Annotated in this window: 16 protein-coding genes; 10 read left to right on the top strand and 6 right to left on the bottom strand. The window is 72.8% G+C overall.

The window, feature by feature from the left end; genetic code table 11:
* Nucleotides 1-2: 2 nt before the first annotated feature.
* Nucleotides 3-2927, bottom strand: a complete 2925-nt coding sequence (locus ACFW22_RS19715; RefSeq protein WP_386406043.1) for an FAD-binding and (Fe-S)-binding domain-containing protein — start codon at nucleotides 2925-2927, stop codon at nucleotides 3-5.
* 40 nt (nucleotides 2928-2967) lie between these two features.
* Complete coding sequence (locus tag ACFW22_RS19710) at nucleotides 2968-3447, bottom strand: MarR family winged helix-turn-helix transcriptional regulator (RefSeq protein WP_386406196.1); 480 nt, start codon at nucleotides 3445-3447, stop codon at nucleotides 2968-2970.
* Nucleotides 3448-3570: 123 nt separating this feature from the next.
* On the opposite strand from ACFW22_RS19710, the gene ACFW22_RS19705 reads away from it, so the two are divergent.
* Both ACFW22_RS19705 and mltG read left to right on the top strand, forming a co-directional pair.
* Nucleotides 3571-5436, top strand: coding sequence for an ABC transporter ATP-binding protein (locus tag ACFW22_RS19705; protein ID WP_386406040.1), 1866 nt, complete (start codon nucleotides 3571-3573; stop codon nucleotides 5434-5436).
* 287 nt (nucleotides 5437-5723) lie between these two features.
* Entirely contained in the window at nucleotides 5724-6638 is a 915-nt protein-coding gene (gene mltG / locus ACFW22_RS19700) for an endolytic transglycosylase MltG (protein ID WP_386406037.1), read from the top strand.
* Nucleotides 6639-6649: 11 nt separating this feature from the next.
* Here mltG and ACFW22_RS19695 read toward each other — a convergent pair whose 3' ends face one another.
* Complete coding sequence (locus ACFW22_RS19695) at nucleotides 6650-7750, bottom strand: NAD(P)-binding domain-containing protein (protein ID WP_386406034.1); 1101 nt, start codon at nucleotides 7748-7750, stop codon at nucleotides 6650-6652.
* Between the two features lie 177 nt (nucleotides 7751-7927).
* Between ACFW22_RS19695 and ACFW22_RS19690 the strand changes: the two genes are divergently transcribed.
* Complete coding sequence (locus ACFW22_RS19690; protein WP_386406031.1) at nucleotides 7928-8476, top strand: FABP family protein; 549 nt, start codon at nucleotides 7928-7930, stop codon at nucleotides 8474-8476.
* A 45-nt stretch (nucleotides 8477-8521) separates the two neighbouring features.
* Nucleotides 8522-10633, top strand: coding sequence for a prolyl oligopeptidase family protein (locus ACFW22_RS19685; protein WP_386406028.1), 2112 nt, complete (start codon nucleotides 8522-8524; stop codon nucleotides 10631-10633).
* Here the strand turns inward: ACFW22_RS19685 and ACFW22_RS19680 are convergent.
* Nucleotides 10563-11546 (bottom strand): LuxR family transcriptional regulator, encoded by a 984-nt coding sequence (locus tag ACFW22_RS19680; RefSeq protein WP_386406025.1) that lies wholly within the window; start codon nucleotides 11544-11546, stop codon nucleotides 10563-10565. The two genes, ACFW22_RS19685 and ACFW22_RS19680, sit on opposite strands and share 71 nt — an antisense overlap.
* 160 nt (nucleotides 11547-11706) lie before the next feature.
* On the opposite strand from ACFW22_RS19680, the gene ACFW22_RS19675 reads away from it, so the two are divergent.
* From ACFW22_RS19675 to ACFW22_RS19655, 5 genes are all read left to right on the top strand, one after another.
* Nucleotides 11707-13119 carry an aminopeptidase P family protein gene (locus ACFW22_RS19675; RefSeq protein ID WP_386406022.1) on the top strand — a complete coding sequence of 471 codons (1413 nt, stop codon included), beginning with the start codon at nucleotides 11707-11709 and terminating at the stop codon, nucleotides 13117-13119.
* A 262-nt stretch (nucleotides 13120-13381) separates the two neighbouring features.
* Nucleotides 13382-13885: an STAS domain-containing protein gene (locus ACFW22_RS19670; RefSeq protein ID WP_386406019.1), complete on the top strand. Its 504-nt coding sequence runs from the start codon at nucleotides 13382-13384 to the stop codon at nucleotides 13883-13885.
* Nucleotides 13886-14004: 119 nt separating this feature from the next.
* Nucleotides 14005-14520: a PadR family transcriptional regulator gene (locus ACFW22_RS19665; RefSeq protein ID WP_386406016.1), complete on the top strand. Its 516-nt coding sequence runs from the start codon at nucleotides 14005-14007 to the stop codon at nucleotides 14518-14520.
* A 147-nt stretch (nucleotides 14521-14667) separates the two neighbouring features.
* The gene (locus ACFW22_RS19660; protein WP_386406013.1) at nucleotides 14668-15852 is read left to right on the top strand and encodes a DUF2306 domain-containing protein; all 1185 of its coding nucleotides are present in this window, start codon (nucleotides 14668-14670) and stop codon (nucleotides 15850-15852) included.
* Nucleotides 15849-16760: a hypothetical protein gene (locus tag ACFW22_RS19655; protein ID WP_386406010.1), complete on the top strand. Its 912-nt coding sequence runs from the start codon at nucleotides 15849-15851 to the stop codon at nucleotides 16758-16760. Before ACFW22_RS19660 ends, ACFW22_RS19655 begins: the two co-directional genes overlap by 4 nt.
* 376 nt (nucleotides 16761-17136) lie before the next feature.
* Here the strand turns inward: ACFW22_RS19655 and ACFW22_RS19650 are convergent, their stop codons facing one another.
* Entirely contained in the window at nucleotides 17137-17685 is a 549-nt protein-coding gene (locus ACFW22_RS19650) for a hypothetical protein (RefSeq protein ID WP_386406007.1), read from the bottom strand.
* 140 nt (nucleotides 17686-17825) lie between these two features.
* On the opposite strand from ACFW22_RS19650, the gene ACFW22_RS19645 reads away from it, so the two are divergent.
* Entirely contained in the window at nucleotides 17826-18404 is a 579-nt protein-coding gene (locus tag ACFW22_RS19645) for an isochorismatase family protein (RefSeq protein ID WP_386406004.1), read from the top strand.
* A 98-nt stretch (nucleotides 18405-18502) separates the two neighbouring features.
* Here ACFW22_RS19645 and ACFW22_RS19640 read toward each other — a convergent pair whose 3' ends face one another.
* Nucleotides 18503-19033 (bottom strand): carboxymuconolactone decarboxylase family protein, encoded by a 531-nt coding sequence (locus tag ACFW22_RS19640; protein ID WP_386406001.1) that lies wholly within the window; start codon nucleotides 19031-19033, stop codon nucleotides 18503-18505.
* Between the last annotated feature and the right edge of the window lie 49 nt (nucleotides 19034-19082).

Raw genomic sequence — 19082 nt, 5'->3', positions numbered from 1 at the left:
AGTCAGGGACGGGTGGCGCGCTCCAGCGCGAGGAGCACCGAAGCGTAGGGCCGGCCCGTCGCCCGCTCCATCCCGATCTCGCACATCCGGTTGGCGGACAGGTGCACGTCGAACGGCCGGGCCGTGACCTCGGCAGCCTCGCGGGCCGTTGCCGAGGCCGTCAGCTCCGGGTGGAGCATCCCCCGGTCGCCCGCGAACGCACAGCAGCCCGCGTCCGCGGGGACCACGACCTCGTCCGCGCAGGCCTCGGCGAGCGCGGTGAGCCGGTCCTCGTCGCCCAGGTGCTGCATCGAGCAGGTGGGGTGCACCACGGCCGAGGAGACCCGACGGCGCACGTCGAGCCGCGGGAGCAGTTCGTCCGCCGCCCAGACCAGCGAGTCCAGCACGGTCAGTTCGGCGTGCAGTTCCCGGTTGTCCTCCGTCAGGTGGGGCACCACCTCGTGTGCGATCCCGAGCGTGCACGAGGAGGCGTCCACCACCAGCGGCAGCCTTCCGCCCGCCGTCCACCCCCAGGCGGCCTCGACGATGCGGTTCGCCATCACCTCGTTGCCCCGTTCGTACCCCTTGGAGTGCCAGATGGTCGCGCAGCAGGTGCCGGCCACGTCGTCCGGGATCCACACCGGGCGTCCGGCCCGTGCCGACACGGTGACGACCGCCTCCGGGAGCGAGGGGCCGCGCACGCCCTCGGGACCGCCGAAGATCCGGTTGACGCAGGCCGGGTAGTAGACGGCGACCGCCGCGGGGCGGTGGGTGCGGGGCAGTCGGCGGGCCGCCGCGCCGGGGATCTCCGGCAGCCACTCCGGTACGAGGTCGGGGCGGACCGCCTTGCGGACGAGCCCCGTCAGCGACTCCAGGACCCGGTCGCCGATCCGGTCCGCGGCGGCGACCGCCAGTCGTGCGGAGGCCTCCACGGCGCGGAAGTCCTTCGCCGCCAGGGCGGCGAGCCGCTCCTCGCGGGGCGAGTGCCGTTCGTGCCGGAAGCCCTTCATCAGCGCCCCCGTGTCGATCCCGACCGGACAGGCCAAGGTGCAGGTCGAGTCGCCGGCGCAGGTGTCCACGGCGTCGTAGCCGTACGACTCCAGGAGCCGTGCTTCGACGGGGGATCCGTCCGGCTGTCGCATCATCTCCCGGCGCAGCGCGATCCGTTGGCGCGGAGTGGTCGTCAGGTCCTGGCTGGGGCAGGTGGGTTCGCAGAAGCCGCACTCGATGCACGGATCGGCGATCCGTTCCACGGTCGGAATGGTCTTCAGGCCGCGCAGGTGGGCGTGCGGATCGCGGTCCAGGACGATGCGCGGGGCGAGCACCCCGTCGGGGTCGACGGCCTCCTTGACCCTCCACATCAGGTCGGTCGCCTTCGTTCCCCATTCCAGTTCCAGGAAGGGGGCGATGTTGCGGCCGGTGGCGTGCTCGGCCTTCAGGGAACCGTCGAAGCGCTCCACGGTCAGCTTGCAGAACTCGTCCATGAAGGCCGCGTACCGCTCGACGTCGGAGGGGTCTGCCGCGTCGAAGGCGAGCAGGAAGTGGAGGTTGCCGTGGGCCGCGTGACCGGCCACGGCCGCGTCGAAGCCGTGCCGGGCCTGGAGGTCGAGGAGGGCGCCGCAGGCCTCTGCGAGCCGGTCCGGCGGCACCGCGAAGTCCTCGGTGATCAGGGTCGTGCCGGACGGGCGGGTGCCGCCGACCGCCGTCACGAAGGCCTTGCGGGCCTTCCAGTAGTCGGAGATCCGCTTCGGGTCCCGGGTGAACGCGTTCTCTGCGGAGGGCACCGGGGCCACCACGTCGAGCCCGTCGAGGACGCGCCGCGCGGTCCGTTCGTACGCCTCCAGGGCCGCCGTGTCCGGGGCGCGGAACTCGACCAGGAGCGCCGCGGCCTCCTTCGGCAACTCCGCCCAGTCGGCGGGCACTCCCGCCACGCTCACCGAGGCGCGCAGCGTGTTGCCGTCCATCAGTTCGACGGCCAGCGCCCCGGCGTCGTTGAAGAGCGGCACGGCCGCTGCGGCTGCCGTCAGCGAGGGGAAGAAGAGCAGGGCCGTCGACACCTCGCGGTCCAGCGGCAGGGTCTCGAAGACGACCTCCGAGATGAAGCCGAGGGTTCCTTCGGAGCCCACCATGAGGCCCCGCAGGATCTGGACCGGAGTGTCACCGTCCAGGAAGGCGTCGAGTCGGTAGCCGTTGGTGTTCTTGATGGTGTGCTTGGCGCGGATCCGGGCGGTGAGCTCGGCGTCCGCCTCGATCTCCGCCTTGAGCGCGAGGAGCTCCGCACAGAGCTTCGGCTCGGCGCGCGACAGCTCCGCGTCGGCCTCCGGGTCCGCGGTGTCCACCACGGTGCCGCTCGGGAGCACGAAGGTGAGGGAGGCGACGGTCCGGTACGCGTTCCGGGTGGTGCCGGCCGTCATGCCCGAGGCGTTGTTGGCGACGACCCCGCCGATCGTGCAGGCGACCGCACTGGCCGGGTCGGGGCCCAGGACCCGTCCGTGCGGGGCGAGCGCGGCATTCGCCCGCACCACCGTGGTGCCGGGACGGACGCGGGCCCGGACGCCGCCGTCCAGGAGCTCGATGCCGGCCCAGTGCCGGCGCACGTCCACCAGGACGTCCTCGCCCTGTGCCTGTCCGTTGAGGCTGGTTCCGGCGGCCCGGAAGACCACCTCACGGCCCTTTCCGTGGGCGTAGGACAAGACCGCGGAGACGTCGTCGAGGTCTTCGGCGACCACGACGACCTGCGGAACGAACCGATAGGGGCTCGCGTCCGAGGCGTACCGGACCAGGTCGGAGACCTTCGACAGGACCTTGTCGGGGCCGAGGAGCTCGGTCAGCTCCTCGCGCAGCCGCCGCGGGGTGCCCCGGGCGTGGAGCTCCGGCACCCGGTCCGGTGCGGGTGTCCGCTTCGTTCCCGGACGCAGGGCCTGCGGGTTCGGTTCGAGCAGCGGCATCTCACGGCTCTCCTTCGGCGCGTCCCCCGCGCCCGACGGGTCAGCAGCCGCGCTCCGGACCGGGGTCGACCAGGGCGGACAGCAGACCTTCGAGCACCCCGCGCTGTTCGACGGTCAATGGAGCAAGGATGTCCTCTGCAGCGGCCCGGCGCGCGCTGCGGAGCTCCCGCAGCGTGGCGCGGCCCGCGTCGGTGAGCTCGATCCGCACCACCCGGCGGTTGTTCGGGTCGGGGACCCGGCGCACCCGGTCGCTCGCCTCCAGTCCGTCGACCAGACTGGTGACGGCCCTCGGGACGACTTCGAGGCGGGCCGCGAGGTCGGCCATCCGGGGCGGTTCGCCGAAGTGGGCGACCAGCCGCAGGAGCCTGGACTGTGCGGGAGTGATGCCCACCGGTTCCAGGTGGCGCTTCTGGATGCGGTGCAGACGCCGGGTGAGCCGAAGCAACTGCTCGGCGAGGAGCCCGTCGGCGTCGGTCCCGCCCGGAGGGTCGGAGGGCCCCGCGCGGTCGGCGGTGCTCATGCGGTCGGAGGCGTCCGAGCGGTCGGCGGTGCTCATGCGGGAACAATATCAGGACGAGGTTCATTGTGAGCATAGGTAACAGTGAGCTATGCTCCGATGGATCGCCCACCCTCGAAGGAGCCCATGCGCCCCCACGACCAGTCCGACTGGACGCCTCCGCCCCGTGAAGCCGGCCAGCCCCAGGAGCCCGCTCAGGTGCGGAGGATCCTTCGGCTCTTCCGTCCCTACCGCGCGCGCCTCGCGCTCGTCGGCCTTCTGGTCGGCGCCGCCTCGCTCGTCTCGGTCGCCTCGCCGTTCCTCCTCAAGGAGATCCTGGACACCGCGATCCCCCAGGGGCGCACCGGGCTGCTCAGCCTGCTCGCCCTCGGCATGATCGTCACCGCCGTCTTGACCGGCGTCTTCGGCGTGCTCCAGACGCTCATCTCGACCACCGTCGGCCAGCGGGTCATGCATGACCTGCGCACCGGGGTCTACGAGCAGCTCCAGCGGATGCCGCTCGCCTTCTTCACGCGCACGCGCACCGGTGAGGTGCAGTCCCGCATCGCCAACGACATCGGCGGCATGCAGGCGACCGTGACCTCCACGGCGACCTCGCTCGTGTCCAACCTGACCGCCGTCGTCGCGACCGTGGTCGCGATGCTCGCCCTCGACTGGCGCCTCACCCTCGTCTCCTTGCTCCTGCTGCCGGTCTTCGTGTGGATCAGTCGGCGCGTCGGTCGGGAGCGCAAGAAGATCACCACCCGGAGACAGAAGCAGATGGCCGCCATGGCGGCGACCGTCACGGAGTCCCTGTCGGTCAGCGGCATCCTGCTCGGCCGCACGATGGGCCGCGCGGACTCACTGACCAGGTCCTTCGCCGAGGAGTCCGAGCGCCTCGTCGACCTGGAAGTGCGCGCCTCGATGGCCGGCCGTTGGCGGATGTCCACGATCGGCATCGTGATGGCCGCCATGCCGGCCCTGATCTACTGGGCCGCCGGCATCGCCCTGGGGGCGGGTGGTGCGGCGATCTCGCTCGGCACGCTCGTCGCCTTCGTCTCGCTGCAGCAGGGGCTCTTCCGGCCCGCCGTGAGCCTGCTCTCCACCGGTGTGCAGGTGCAGACGTCGCTCGCCCTCTTCCAGCGCATCTTCGAGTACCTCGACCTGCCCGTCGACATCACCGAGCCCGACGAGCCGGTCCGGCTCGCGAAGGTCCGCGGCGAGGTCGCCTTCGAAAAGGTGGAGTTCCGCTACGAACCCGAAGGGGAGGGACGCCCCACCCTCGACGGCATTGACCTCGCCGTTCCCGCCGGGGGCAGTCTTGCCGTCGTCGGCCCCACCGGATCCGGCAAGTCCACCCTCAGCTATCTGGTGCCCCGGCTGTACGACGTCACCGGAGGCCGCGTGACCCTCGACGGGGTCGACGTGCGGGACCTGGACTTCGACAGCCTCGCCCGCGCCGTGGGCGTCGTCTCCCAGGAGACCTACCTCTTCCACGCGTCCGTCGCCGACAACCTCCGCTTCGCCAAGCCGGACGCGACGGACGAGGAGATCGAGGCCGCCGCTCGCGCCGCCCAGATCCATGAGCACATCGCCTCGCTCCCCGAGGGGTACGACACCCTCGTCGGCGAGCGCGGCTACCGCTTCTCGGGCGGCGAGAAGCAGCGCCTCGCCCTTGCCAGGACCATTCTGCGCGACCCGCCGGTGCTGATCCTCGACGAGGCGACCAGTGCCCTCGACACCCGGACCGAGCACGCCGTGCAGCAGGCCATCGACGCGCTGTCCGCGGGGCGCACCACCATCACCATCGCGCACCGCCTGTCCACCATCCGCGACGCCGACCAGATCGTCGTGCTGGAGGCGGGGCGGGTCGTGGAGCGCGGTACCCACGAGGAGCTGCTCGCCCGGGGCGGGCGGTACGCGGACCTGGTCCGCCGGGACGCCCGCAGCGGCGCGGCGGCCTCCGCAGGGGAACAGGCGAACGTGGGAGCGGTTGTTCCCCAGAACGTGTGATCGCATCGGGAATCGTCACCCCGCTCCCCGAGGGCACCAGAAGATTGCCCTGTGCGACCGACGTGCTGCAGAACGTCATCGCGCAGTCCCACTGATGTACCTGTACGAGGAGAAGCTCCACCATGAACGTCATCACCAACCTGCTCGCCGGCGTCCTCCACTTCCTGGGGTGGCTCGTCTGACGATCGCAGTGCCCGGCGCCGCCGACCCCCCGTCCCAGGGGGCCGGCGGCGCCGCCGCGTGCGCGGCTCCCGGCATTCGGGTCCGCACCGGGTTAGCGTGCGGCCATGACGTACCGGCCGCCGTCACCGTACGCACCCCCGCGCCGTCCCCGCCGCCCCTCCCTGCCCGGGCCCGCCCGCCGTGCCGCCGCGCTCCAGGCTCCCCGACGGGCCCGTCTCACCCGACGCGGTCGACTCGCCCTGCTCCTCGGTGCCGTCCTGCTCGTGGCCGTCGCGGTCACCGTTCCACCGCTGGTCTCCGACGACGAACCGGCCGTCGAGCAGCCCCGCACGCTCCTCGTGCCGGAGGGCTGGCGCGCCGCGCAGGTCTTCGCGGCCGTCGACCGGGCCCTCGGACTGTCCGAGGGGAGTGCACGGAAGATCGCGACCGCTCCCGGCGCCCTCCCGCTGCCCACGGCGGCCCACGACAACCCCGAGGGCTATCTCTTCCCCGCCACCTATCCGGTGCTCTCGGCCACCACCCCGGAGGGGCTGCTGCGCTTCATGGCGGACACCGCGGGCAAGCGCTTCGGGACCGCGCGGATCACCGAGGGGGCCCGGACGCACGGACTCAGCGTGTACGAGACGGTCATCGCGGCCAGCATCGTCCAGGCCGAGGCCGACAACCCGGAGGACATGGCGAAGGTGGCCCGAGTCGTCCACAACCGTCTCGCCCGGGGCATGGCGCTCCAAATGGACTCGACCCTCAACTACGGCCTCGGGCGCAGCACCCTCGACACGACCTACGCGGACACCGAGTCCACGAGCCCCTACAACACCTATGCCCGCAAGGGGTTGCCGCCGACGCCCATCGGCAACCCCGGGGACGAGGCCCTGAACGCAGTGATCAACCCGGCGGACGGCGACTGGCTCTACTTCGTCACGGTGGCCCCCGGAGACACCCGCTTCACCGCCGACTACACGACGCACCGGGCGAACGTGGCCGAGTTCAACGCCAACAGGGCCGCCGAGCGGGGCTGAAGCGCGGGCGCTCAGACGCCCGGGGCGGTGACCAGGCCGCGACCGAGGAGACGGCGCACGTCGGAGGCGGCAGCGCGCCCGGCCCGATTGGCACCGATCGTCGAGGCCGAGGGACCGTAGCCGACGAGGTGGACGCGTCGGTCCTTCACCGCACGCGTGCCCTCGACCCGGATGCCGCCGCCGGCCTCGCGCAGCCGCAGCGGCGCCAGATGGTCGATCGCCGCCCGGAACCCGGTCGCCCAGAGGATGACGTCCACGTCGATGCTCCGGCCGTCGTCCCAGGCCACCCCGGTCGGGGTGATCCGGTCGAACATCGGCAGACGGTCCAGGACCCCGCGCGCCCTGGCCGCCCGGATCGCCTCGTCGAGGGGAAGTCCGGTGACGGAGACGACGCTCCGCGGCGGCAGCCCGCGGCGCACCCGGTCCTCCACGAGCGCGACGGCCGCACGCCCCTCCGCCTCCCCGAAGGGTCCCTCTCGGTAGACGGGCTCGCGCCGGGTCACCCAGGTCGTCCCCGCCGCCACCTCGGCGATCTCCATGAGGTGCTGGGTGCCCGAAGCCCCGCCGCCGACCACGAGCACCCGCTTTCCGGCGAACTCCTCCGGCCCCGGGTACCCGGCGGTGTGCAGTTGGCGGCCCCAGAAGGTCTCCTGGCCGGGGTAGCGGGGCCAGAACGGCCGGTCCCACGTGCCGGTCGCGTTGATCAGGGCGCGCGTCGCGTAGACGCCCTCCGAGGTGTCGACCCGGAGCCGACCCCCCTCGTCGTCCCGGACGGCCGTCACGTCGACGGGCCGGTGCACCCGCAGGTCGAACGTCCGCTCGTAGGCATCGAAGTACGCACCGATCACCTCCGACGAGGGGCGTGTGGGATCGGCCCCGGTCAGTTCCATCCCGGGCAGGGCGTGCATGCCGTGGACCTTGCCGTACGTGAGGGAGGGCCAGCGGAACTGCCAGGCACCCCCAGGGGCCGGTGCGTGGTCCAGGACGACGAAGTCCCGGTCCGGCTCCAGGCCCCCGCGCCGCAGGTGGAAGGCGGCCGAGAGCCCCGCCTGCCCGGCGCCGATGACGACGACGTCCACCGTCCTGACCCCTTCGAACCCGAAATCGTTCACGCTTCCACCAACTGCGGCAGGGGGGTGCTTCTTCCCGCACCGCCCCTCCCGCGGCACGCGGGCCGACGGTGCCGGGCGCGCCCCGAGAGCCCCTCCCGCCCCGTCGGGCGGCCGGAGCTCCTCCCGAAACGCGCCTAAGCTGCCACGCGGCACAGCCCCCGACCCAGGAGCCCTCCCATGAACGACCGCGACCGACGGCACCCGTACCCCGATGCGCTCCGTCCGGAGGAGTCGCCCGCGCCGCACCCGCTCCTCGCCCCCGTCACCGGACTGCTCGGCACCTGGGTCGGCCGCGGGCGCGGCGGGTACCCCACGCTCGCCGAGGACTTCGCGTACGCCCAGGAGGTCACCTTCAGCCATGACGGGCGCCCCTTCCTGCACTACGAGGCGCGGGCCTGGCTGATCGGCGAGGACGGCACCCCGCTGCGGCCGTCGGCCCGGGAGAGCGGTTGGTGGCGCCTACAGCCAGAGGGGCGGGTCGAGGCGCTGATCACCCAGCCCACCGGCGTCGCGGAACTCGCCGTCGGCCGTGCGGACGGCGGCACCGTCGACCTCACCACCGGACAGGTCGCCCTCGCGCCCACGGCCAAGCAGGTCGAGGCCACCCGCCGCCGTTACGTCCTCTCCGACGAGGACACCCTCGACTTCGTCCATGACCTCGCGGCCGTCGGCCGCCCGCTCCAGCACCACCTCTCGGCGCGGCTCCGTCGCGAAGGCCGGAACTGAACCACCTCCCCCCTGCCCCCGGCGGTCGGCCGGCACAATACGGGGGTGAGCGATGACGACCCGTACCTGTGGCTGGAAGACATCTCCGGCGAGGCCGCCCTCGCGTGGGTGGCCGAGCGGAACGCCGAGACGGCGGACGTGCTGGGTGCCGACGCCGGCTTCGCCCCCCTCAAGGCGCGCCTGCGGGAAGTGCTCGACGCCTCGGACCGCATTCCCTACACCGTCCGGCGCGGCGCCCACCTCTACAACTTCTGGCGCGACGCCGAGCACGTGCGCGGGGTGTGGCGGCGCACGACCCTGGAGCGGTACCGCACGGACGCGCCCGAGTGGGAGGTCCTCCTCGACGTCGACGCACTGGCCGCCGCCGAGGGCGAGAAGTGGATCTGGGGCGGCGCGCAGGTGCGCCGCCCCGACCACGAGCGGGCCCTGGTGCGGCTGTCACGGGACGGCGGTGACGCCGTCGTCGTCCGTGAGTTCGACCTCCTGGCGGGGGAGTTCGTCGAGGACGGCTTCCGGGTGCCGGAGGCGAAGACCCAGATCGGTTGGATCGACGCCGACACCGTCTTCCTCGGTACCGACACCGGGCCGGGCTCGCTGACCGACTCCGGTTATCCGCGAACGGTCCGCCGCTGGCGGCGCGGCACCCCGATCGATGCGTCCGAAGTCGTCTTCGAGGCCGAGGCCGCGGACGTGTCGGCCTGGGGGCAGCACGACGACACGCCGGGCTTCGAGCGGGACCTCGTCGGCCGCTCGCTGGACTTCTTCCGCAGCGAGACCCGTCTCCTGCGGCCCGACGGCACGACCGTACGCATCGACGTCCCCGAGGACGCCCTCATCGACGTCCACCGACGGCACCTGCTCGTCACGCTCAAGTCCGACTGGCTCGGACAGCCCACCGGCGCCCTCCTCGCGTTCGACTTCGAGGCCTTCCTCGCGGGCGACCGCACCCCCGAGGTGCTGTTCGCGCCGGACGAGCGCACGGCGCTCGCCGGGCACTCCTGGACCCGTCACCACCTGATCCTGGAGACGATGCGCGACGTCAGCACGCACGTCGAGGTCCTCACCCCGGGGTCCGACGGTGCCGGTTGGACACGCGCTCCGCTCCTCGGCGTGCCCGCGCTGTCCGCCGTCAGCGTCGTGGACACCGATCCGGACGCCTCCGACGAGTACTTCCTCGACGTGTCGGGCTTCCTCCAGCCCTCCAGCCTCCGCCGCGGCCGCATCGGCGCCGACCAGGAGGTCCTCAAGCAGGCCCCGCACCGCTTCGACACGGCCGGCCTTTCGGTGACGCAGTCCTTCGCCACCTCCCGCGACGGCACCCGGGTGCCGTACTTCGTCATCGGCCCCGATCACGCCACCACCGGGCCCGGCCCCACCCTGCTCTACGGCTACGGGGGCTTCGAGGTCTCCCTCACCCCCTTCTACGGCGCGGTCACGGGCCGGGCCTGGCTGGAGCACGGCGGCACCTACGTCATCGCGAACATCCGGGGCGGCGGCGAGTACGGTCCCGACTGGCACCAGGCCGCGCTCGGCGAGAACCGCCCCAGGGCCTTCGAGGACTTCGCGGCCGTCGCCGAGGACCTCGTCGCCCGGGGCGTCACCACCCCGGCGCAGTTGGGCGCGGCAGGGGGCAGCAACGGCGGCCTGCTCATGGGCGCGATGCTCACCCGGTACCCGGAACTCTTCGGCGCGATCGTCGCGCAGGTGCCGCTGCTCGACATGACCCGCTTCCACAAGCTCCTCGCGGGTGCCTCCTGGATCGCCGAGTACGGCGACCCGGACGACGGCACCGACCTCGCCCACCTGCGGGACCTCTCTCCCTACCACCGCATCGCCGCCGACCGGTCCTACCCCCCGGTACTCCTGATGACCTCCACCCGCGACGACCGCGTCCATCCCGGCCACGCCCGCAAGGCGGCGGCGCGGCTGCGCGAACTCGGTCATCCGGTCCTGTTCCACGAGAACACCGGAGGCGGTCACGCCGGAGCCGGGGACAACGAACAGGCCGCCCACAACAGCGCCCTGGTCCATACCTTTCTCCACCGACACCTGGTCCGGCGGCCCCGGCCGATCGCGGGTCACCCCGTCACAGCCATCCCGAACGCTGCGCCTGCAGCGCCATCTGAAAGCGGCTCGTGGCGCCCAGCCGCGCCATGAGGACCTGGATCCGACGGAAGAGCGTGCGCCGGCTGACCCCGAGCTCCCGGGCGATCACCTCGTCGCCGGTGCCCCCCGCGAGGAGCCGCAGCAGCCGGCGGTCGGCGGGCAACAGGCCCGCCGGGCGCGCGGAGCGGCCGTGCAGGGGGAGCGCGCCCTGCCAGGCCTGCTCGAACAGCGCCACGAGCGCGGAGAGCAGGCCGCACGGCTGCACCACGAGCATGCTGTTGTGGACGTCGGCCTCCTTGATGGAGAGCGAGACCATGGCGTAGGCCTCGTCGATGATCACCAGCTTCACCGGCACCGCCGGCAGCACCCGTGCTTGTTCGCCCGCCTCGATGCACGGCTCGATCGCCGATTCCAGCTGCCCCGGGTACTCCAGCGAGGCCTGTGAGTAGACGACGCGCTGGGTCACCCCGCGCGCCAGGGTCGACAGCGCGTCCTCGGTGGCGCTGGGCAGCGGGAAGTACGGCGGCGAGTCCAGCTGCCGGATCTGTTCGCGTGCGCTCGTCCAGGCGTGCCGCATGCGGGGGCCGACCGCGTCGCCGGTCACCACTTCGACCAGGTCGTCGTTGTACGCGGCGAGCCGCTGTCGCCGGAACGACTCGAACGCGCCTCCGACGGTGATCCGCGACTCGTCCAGCTCGGCGGCCCGGTGCCTGCCCAGGATCTCCAGCCCCGCGGCGGGCGGCACGGGGGCCACCAGGTCACGGTCGTCGGTCGCCGCGCTCGCCAGACCCGCGTCGACCAGTTCGCCGTAGGCCGTCGTGAGCTCGGCGCCCTCCAGGCCGGCCGCGGCACCCACGGCGCCCAGTGGCGCCGGCCCGAGGTCCAGCAGCCGGACGTAGACCCGGCGGGCCCCTTCGCCGATCCCCAACAGTCGGAGTGCCTCGCCGAGCTTCCCGTTCACCATGCACGGCATTATCGACCCGCCCGGGGAGCTTCCCCCGACCGCGTATGGCCGATTCGTGCCACTGACGCTCTTCGGCAACCGGCGGGGCCCGGGCCGGGTACCGTCCGGTTGCCGCCGAGGACCGGCGGTCCACAACCCCTCCGGAAAGAAGGTGCAGGACGTGGCGAAGGGTCGCAAGAACGGCCTCTACGACGGTGTCTCCGAGGAGCTCTCCGCCCTGATGCGGACGGGCTGGGCGGACACCGAACGGCACGACCTCGAACCTGCGGAGCAGGCCCCCTACGCGGCCCGCCGCCGCGCCGCGCTCTCCGCGCGTTTCCCCGGCGAGCGCCTCGTCGTCCCCTCGGGGAACCTCAAGATCCGCTCCAACGACGACCCCTATCCGTTCCGCTCGTACTCGGGTTACGTCCACATGACCGGGGACCAGGCGCGCGACGGCGCGCTCGTCCTCGAACCCCGCCCCGACGGCGGCCACGACGCGTACTGCTACCAACTGCCCCGCGACGGCCGCGACGACGACGAGTTCTGGCTCGGCTACACGGCCGAGCTCTGGATGGGCCGTCGCCGTTCCCTCGCGGAGGCCGCGACCGTCCTCGGGCTCGACTGCCGCGACGTCCGCACCATCGCCCGGGACCTGGCCGCCGGCTCCGGCGTGCCGACCCGGATCGTCCGCGGCATCGACCCGGTCCTCGAAGCCGCCGTTTCCACCGATGAGGACCGGGACACCGAACTGGAAGGGGTGCTCAGCGACCTCCGACTGGTCAAGGACGCGTGGGAGCTCGGCGAGATGCGCAAGGCGGTGGATTCCACCGTGCGGGGCTTCGTCGACTGCGTGGGCGAGCTCTCCCGGGCGGTCGCCTCGTCCGAGCGGTGGATCGAGGGGACCTTCTTCCGCCGGGCCCGTCTGGAGGGCAACCACGTCGGCTACGGTTCGATCTGCGCGGCCGGCGACCACGCCACCATCATGCACTGGACGGACAACGACGGCCCGGTCCGCCCCGGTGAGCTCCTCCTGCTCGACGCCGGCGTGGAGACCCACTCCCTCTACACCGCCGACGTCACCCGGACCCTCCCCATCAGCGGCACCTTCACCCCCGTCCAACGCCAGGTGTACGACGCGGTGTACGAGGCGCAGGAAGCGGGCATGGCTGCGGTGAAGCCGGGCGCCGCGTACCGCGACTTCCACGAGGCCTCCCAGCGTCACCTGGCAGCGCGTCTGGTCGAGTGGGGCTTCATCGAAGGGCCCGCCGACCGCGCGTACGACCTCGGTCTCCAGCGCCGCTTCACGATGGCCGGCACCGGCCACATGCTGGGCCTGGACGTCCACGACTGCGCGCACGCCCGCACGGAGGACTACGTCGACGGCGTTCTGGAGCCGGGCATGGTGCTGACCGTCGAGCCGGGACTGTACTTCCAGGCGGACGACCTGACCGTCCCCGAGGAATGGCGCGGCATCGGCGTGCGCATCGAGGACGACCTGGTCGTCACCGCCGAGGGGCACGAGAACCTGTCCGCCGCGCTGCCGCGTTCCGCGGACGAGGTCGAGGCGTGGATGGCCCGCTTCTCGGGCTGACGCCGGTGGTCGTTTCCCAGGGCCGTTCCCGCGATCGTGCGGGGGCGGCCCTCCGCGCCGCTCGCCGTCCCCGGGGGCGTCGCGTCCTCGGGCGCACGGCGTCACCCCCTCGATCAGAATTGCGGCGACCGTGCACCCGAACGAGAGAAAAGAGGGCGAAGGTTCACCGGTTCAGGTGACAGCGGCCGAGGCGAAACGTCCCTTCCTCCGGCGGGACGGCCACGCTCGACGTGACACATGGAGCCACCCTGTGGAGCGTCCGATGCAGTTGATCCCCCGTCATGACCCCTCTCTGGTCGTCCGCTCGACCAGCGGCGTCACCGTCGCGACCCTCCGCGGCGAGCTCGACCTCGTCCTGGTGCGAGACCTGCGGCCCGAGCTCGACGCCCTCGCCCGGGAGTCCGACGCCCTGACCGTCGACATCCGCGGCCTCACCTTCTGCGACGCCAGCGGACTCGGCCTCCTCGCCCACTGTGCCGGGCGCATGCGCCGGCGCAGTGCGCACTGGCGGCTCGTCTGCGATCAGCCGTGGATCCTGCGACTCATCCGGCTCACCGAGTTGGGCGAACTGCTCCGCCCGGAGGCGGGGCCGCCGGACCCCTCCGCCCGGCCCGATGCCTCCGCCCGGCCGGATCGCGCCGGAGCGGTGCGGTCCGCCGAGCCTCCGGAGGTCGGTGATCCGTCGGACCCCGCCAGGAAGCCGTCCCTGCCCGGCCCGACCGTCCGACTGGTGGCCGGACCCGGCACGACGGGGCCGGTCCGGTAGGAGCCGGTGTCCGCCGGGTCCGGGTGCGTCCTGAGCGAGGAAGCGTCCGGGGCGGGGACGCACCCGGGACGGGGACGCGTCCGGGACGTCCCGCGGGCCCGCCGCGATACCGTCGCCGCATGTCTGAAGTCCGTTTGACCACGCCTTCCTTCCTCGTCCTCGGCATCATCGACAAGCTGGGCGAAGCGAGTCCCTATGACGTGAAGGTGGAGGCCGCGCGGACCGTGGCCCCGTTCTGGTCCATGCCGCACGCACAGGTGTACGCGCAGTGCGACCGGCTCCTGGGGGCCGGGCTGCTCTCCGAAGTGCGCCAATCGGGCGGTCGGAACCGCCGCCTGATGAGCCTCACCGCAGAGGGTGCAGCGGCCCTGCGCGGCTGGCTCGCCGACCCCGCCTTCGTGCCGGTCGAGGCACGCGAGAGGGGCATCCTCAAGCTGTGGTTCGGCGCCAGTCCGCGCCTCCACGCCCCGGTCCAGATCGAGGAGCACCGCAAGACCCTCGACGGGTACGAGGAACTGGCCCACGAGGTCGGAGAGCTGCTGACGCGCGGACAGCGCGAGGCGCTGGAGTTCGGCATCCGCTACGAGCGGATGATGGTCGACTTCTGGCAGTGGGTGGAGGGCCGGGAGCCCTGAATCCTCCGACGGACCTTTGTTACCGACCGGTTGACCCCGGCCGCCGTCCGCCCTACCTTCCTCCATAGTCCAGATGGGACCATTGGTTGAGGGGGTGCCGTGGGACGCACGACGAGCACGAGGTGGAGCGGGGGCAGAGTGGCCGCCGTGGTGGTGACGGTGGTCTGCCTGACGTACGCCCCCATCGCCATGACCGAACTCTGGCCGTACGCCCGACCGGGAGCCCCGGCGCCCGGTGAATGGCTCCTCGGACGCACCGTCTCCCCGGAGTTCGTGGCCGAAGCCGTGCGCGACCGCATCGGACCGTACGGGCGGAGCCTCGTCCCCCTGATCGTGCACTCCGTCCTGGGCGGCCTCCTGATGCTGCTCGGTCCCGTGCAGCTGCTCTCCGCCGTCCGCCGCCGCATCCGGCTCCACCGCGCGGCCGGGACCCTCTTCGTCGTCACCGTGTACGCCTCGATGGCGGGTGCGGCCCTCTACCTCGTGCGCACCCCACCGGAAGAGGCCTTCAGCGGAGCCGCGTTCTGGATCGTCCTCGCCACGATCCTGGTCGGGACCGTTGGCAGCGTGACCTTCGGCGTCCTCGCCGCTCTCCGCGGCTTCCCGGACCTCCACCAGCGCTGGATGCTCCTCTGCTACGGATTCCTGATGACCGCTCCGCTGCTGCGCCTCGAATGGGGTCTGCTGCCCTCCCTCTACCCCGGGCTCGGCATCCTCGACATCAACCGCGTCGCGATCATGCACCTCGGAGCCCTGGTCGCCTTCGGAGCGCTCCTCGCCTCCCGCGCCCTCGACCGGCGCGCCACCGTGCCCGGCCTCACCGGCACCTGGTGCCCGCTGCCGGTGCGGCTGACCGCCCACCTCGCCGGCGCAGCGGGACTCGGGTGGATCACGGCGGCGTTCCTCGACGAGGGTGCCGCCGGGCGGCGCCTGCTCGTCGCGTACCTCGTCCCGTACGCGGTGACCTATGCCGTCCTCGCCGTGCGGGCGGCACGGGCCGGCATCCGGGGGGCCCACTGGCCGCGCGAGGAGTGGTCACTGCACCTCGTCGCACTGTGCCTCGCCCCCGCCTTCTCGGCCGTCACCGCGCCGGTCCTCGAAGGGACCCTGGGGCTCGACCGGATGACGGCCCTCGTCGCAGCGGTGGGCACCGGCTGCGGCGTCCTCGCCTACGCCGCCGTCACCACGGTCAGCCTGCGCATCCTCCACGCCCGGGAAACCCTCCAACGGACGGGGCGCGCCACGGAACCGCCGGCCGTACGGGGGCGGGGACCGAAGGCGGCGGAAGCACCGGCCGCCACGGGCGCCGCACCGGAAGGGGGCCGGGGATGAACCGCACGCCGCAGACGACGGCCACGGACGCCGGAACCCCCGACGGGCGGGAGGTCTCCCCCGCGGTCGTGCTCCTGAGCGGCGTGGTGGGAGGCATCGGCTTCGCCGTCGGCGGGCTGCTCACCGCGGCGAGCCTGGCCGGGCACGCGGCGGGCGCTTGGGTCTCGCCCGAGGCGCTGAGCCCGGGCCTCCTCGGCGCGGCCATGGTCGGTGTCGCGCCCGCCCTGTTCACGGTCGGCCGGGCCCGCGTCTGGGAGGAGGCCCGGTGCCTGGTGCTTCCGCTCGTCATCGTCCTCGTCGGCCTCTTCGTGGTGACCCTCCTCAATGCCGGGTCCCTTCAGGCGGTACGGGGCGGGCCGTTGTTCCTCGCGTTGTTCAGCCTCGGCTGGGTCGCCGTCCTCGGCGCCCTCGCCCTCGCGGCCCTGGGCTGCCTGGTCGCGCAGTACCGTCGCCCGGCCGCCGCCCGGGGAAGGGCCGTCGACGAGGGGGAGCGGAGGCGGGTCGCCCCCCTGCCCGCCTGGTCGAAGCCGCTGCTCGCCGTGCTGGGCTCCGGTTGGCTCGGCATCGGCGCCGGTCTGGTCTGCTTCCCCGCCTTCTGGGGCGCGTTGCTCCCGTGGACCACGAACCGCGCCGATGCACAGGGCCTCGGGGTGTGGGCGCTGGCGCTCGGCGTCGGCGTCCTCGGCTCCCTCGTGGAGGACGACCTGGACCGCATCCGCCCCGCACTCGGTGCCGTTGCGGTGATCGCCCTCGCGCTCGCCCTGGTCCTCGCCGTCCACGCCCCTGCGGTCGACTGGACCTCGGGTCCGGGTGCGTCGCTCCTCGCCCTCGTCGCCGGTCTGCTCGGCACCGGCCTCTCGGGGCGCTGGCTCCTCGCCCGTGCCGTCCGGCGGGGTGACGGCGGCTAGGCGGACGGCCCTGTGAGCTGGGGGGCACTGCTGGCGGGTGGTCGGCCCTTGGGGGCGAACCCATGAGGGGTCCGCCTGCTGGTGTCCGAGGCGTCACGGGCAGCGGCCCACGGGGGCACCGACGGCCCCGGGTGCGGCCGATTCCCCCGTGCACCTGCGCCCACCGACGGGGGCCCGTTCGACCAAGGCACCTGACGTGTGGATGCCGGTGGCAGGATTCCATGGGGAGCGAAGCGTGGTCCTCGGGGCGGATCCTGGCCCGGCACGACGCACACGCCGGAACCCGCCCGGTCCTCCGCGTGCGTACGGGGAGCACGCCGGCTGTCACGGGCCCCGCGTCGCTCGCGCCGGCGCCCGGGGACGGCTTGCCCGGTGCTCACGGCTGCCAGCGCGGCACCTCGTCGTCCGGGGTGTCCGGACTCGCGAAGTGGAAGGGGACGTCGAGGTGTTCGGCGAGGGCCCGTCCGGCTGCGTCGGCCGCTGCTGCTTCGGGGCGCCGACTCCCACCCCGCCACGCATCGCCCCAGTACCGCACGGCCGTTTCGCGGTGGACGGTGGCGAGGTGGTGATCACCCGGAGGATCCGCCGACACGGCCAGGAGGAGCACGAACCAGTCGTGGACGGTGTCGCCGTCCCAGACCGCTTCGATCGCGACCACCCGCCCCGGGCATCCGGAGGCGCGCGCGGACAGGGACGCCAGGTCCAGCGGGCTCAACGGGGTGCGGGCGATGCGGTCACCGTGCACGAGGTACCTGTCGTGCACGACCAGTTCGGCATCGTGGAGCCGCAGCCCCCGGCTCCGACAGGCCTCCCAGACGACGCGCGTCGCCCGGAGCCGGGAGTCCTGGAGGACGTACCCGTCGACCTGCTCGCGCAGCCCCTCCGGTAGGGCCTCCCACCACTCCGACGTCGTCGACCCCGCCATGGGACTCCTCTTTCCTGACTGTTGACCGTTGACCGGTGGCCGGTGAGCGTAGCCGACCGGGTGGGGGTGCCGGCGCGCGCCCGTCTCCGGCAGCGCGAAAACCCGTGGTCGAACCGGTGCGCGGGCGTGATGATGGCGGGATGACCCAGCGAGTGCGGCCCGTGGACGCCCTGATCGTCGTGGACGTCCAGTCCGCCTTCGTCACCGGAGGGGGTGCCGTGCCGGATGCCGAACGCCTCGTCGACCGGACGGCGGACCTCATCGCCCGGGCACGCCGGGCCGGATCCGTTGTCGTCCACCTGCAGAACGACGGACCGCCCGGAGCCGAGGACGAACCGCACACGCCCGGCTGGGAGCTTCACCACCCGGTGCGGTCCGGTCCCACGGAGAAGGTGATCCGCAAGCCCCACGACGACGGCTTCCAGGACACCGAGCTGGGCGCCGTGCTCGCCGGAGCGCGGGTCCGGGCCGTCGCCGTCTGCGGGGTGATGTCGGAGATGTGCGTCCAAGCGACGGCCCGCACGGCCCTGGAGCGCGGCTATCGGGTCGTCGTGCCGTACGACGCCCATGCGACCCAGGACGTTCCGGCCGCGCCGGGCATCAGCGGGGTGGTGCCGGCCGCGATGGTCTCCCGCGTCGCGGCGTACGCACTCGGCAGCGATGCGGAGACCACCGTTCCGACGGCCGCCGTCATGTTCACGGCGCCCGGTACCTCCTGACGCCCCGTGCACTCCGCGCGCATGGCGGCTCCGCCCCCGCGCGGTGGGGGAAGAACGGCCGTGCGACGACCGGCAGGGACCTTCAGGGAGGCCGGTCCTCAGTCCGCCGGATCCGGCTGGATGCCCGCGAGGAGGTTGAAGGCACCGGTCAGGAGGTTGAGGCTGACCACGCCGACCACTTCGGCGATGATCCGGTCGCTCCAGCCGTGCGACCGGACGTCGGCGAGGTCCTCGTCGGAGAGCGCACCCGGTTCGGCGAGGATCCGCAGGGCGAGCCCGATGAGGGCGGCCTCGCGCGGATCCGCCGACGTCCCCTGACGCGCGAGGGCGATGTCGAGCTCGGACAGCCCTGCGGCCCGCCCCGCCTCCCGGTGGGCCTCGCGGCACGTGCCGCAGCCGATCCACTCCTGGACGGCGAGCGACAGCTTCTCGCTCAGGGCGCGGGGGATCCGCACCCGCTTCATGGCCCGCGACAGGCTGAGGTAGCCATCGAGCAGGGCAGGTGAATGGGCCATCGTCGACACCATCTCACCGACGGAGCCGTGCCGTTCGAGGATGTCTGCCAGTAAGTCGCCCGCGCGGCCCGGCGCTTGGTCGGGAGTGAGTGCGGCCAGTCTTCTCGTGTTCATGGAACCCTTCCTCTGTATACCCTTGGGGGGTATGACGCGGGAGGGGGGA

This window comes from Streptomyces sp. NPDC058872 (assembly GCF_042743065.1).
Lineage (GTDB): Bacteria > Actinomycetota > Actinomycetes > Streptomycetales > Streptomycetaceae > Streptomyces.
This window is presented reverse-complemented; position numbering and strand designations above follow the sequence as displayed.

Bases quoted from the DNA above. Each gene is read 5' to 3' on its own strand.
- ACFW22_RS19645 (WP_386406004.1), top strand. From the start codon at position 17,826: ATGACCCAGCGAGTGCGGCCCGTGGACGCCCTGATCGTCGTGGACGTC.
- ACFW22_RS19705 (WP_386406040.1), top strand. From the start codon at position 3,571: ATGCGCCCCCACGACCAGTCCGACTGGACGCCTCCGCCCCGTGAAGCC.
- ACFW22_RS19665 (WP_386406016.1), top strand. From the start codon at position 14,005: ATGTCTGAAGTCCGTTTGACCACGCCTTCCTTCCTCGTCCTCGGCATC.
- ACFW22_RS19640 (WP_386406001.1), bottom strand. From the start codon at position 19,033: ATGAACACGAGAAGACTGGCCGCACTCACTCCCGACCAAGCGCCGGGC.
- ACFW22_RS19670 (WP_386406019.1), top strand. From the start codon at position 13,382: ATGCAGTTGATCCCCCGTCATGACCCCTCTCTGGTCGTCCGCTCGACC.
- ACFW22_RS19690 (WP_386406031.1), top strand. From the start codon at position 7,928: ATGAACGACCGCGACCGACGGCACCCGTACCCCGATGCGCTCCGTCCG.
- ACFW22_RS19650 (WP_386406007.1), bottom strand. From the start codon at position 17,685: ATGGCGGGGTCGACGACGTCGGAGTGGTGGGAGGCCCTACCGGAGGGG.
- ACFW22_RS19715 (WP_386406043.1), bottom strand. From the start codon at position 2,927: ATGCCGCTGCTCGAACCGAACCCGCAGGCCCTGCGTCCGGGAACGAAG.
- ACFW22_RS19710 (WP_386406196.1), bottom strand. From the start codon at position 3,447: ATGAGCACCGCCGACCGCGCGGGGCCCTCCGACCCTCCGGGCGGGACC.
- ACFW22_RS19655 (WP_386406010.1), top strand. From the start codon at position 15,849: ATGAACCGCACGCCGCAGACGACGGCCACGGACGCCGGAACCCCCGAC.
- ACFW22_RS19680 (WP_386406025.1), bottom strand. From the start codon at position 11,546: ATGGTGAACGGGAAGCTCGGCGAGGCACTCCGACTGTTGGGGATCGGC.
- mltG (WP_386406037.1), top strand. From the start codon at position 5,724: ATGACGTACCGGCCGCCGTCACCGTACGCACCCCCGCGCCGTCCCCGC.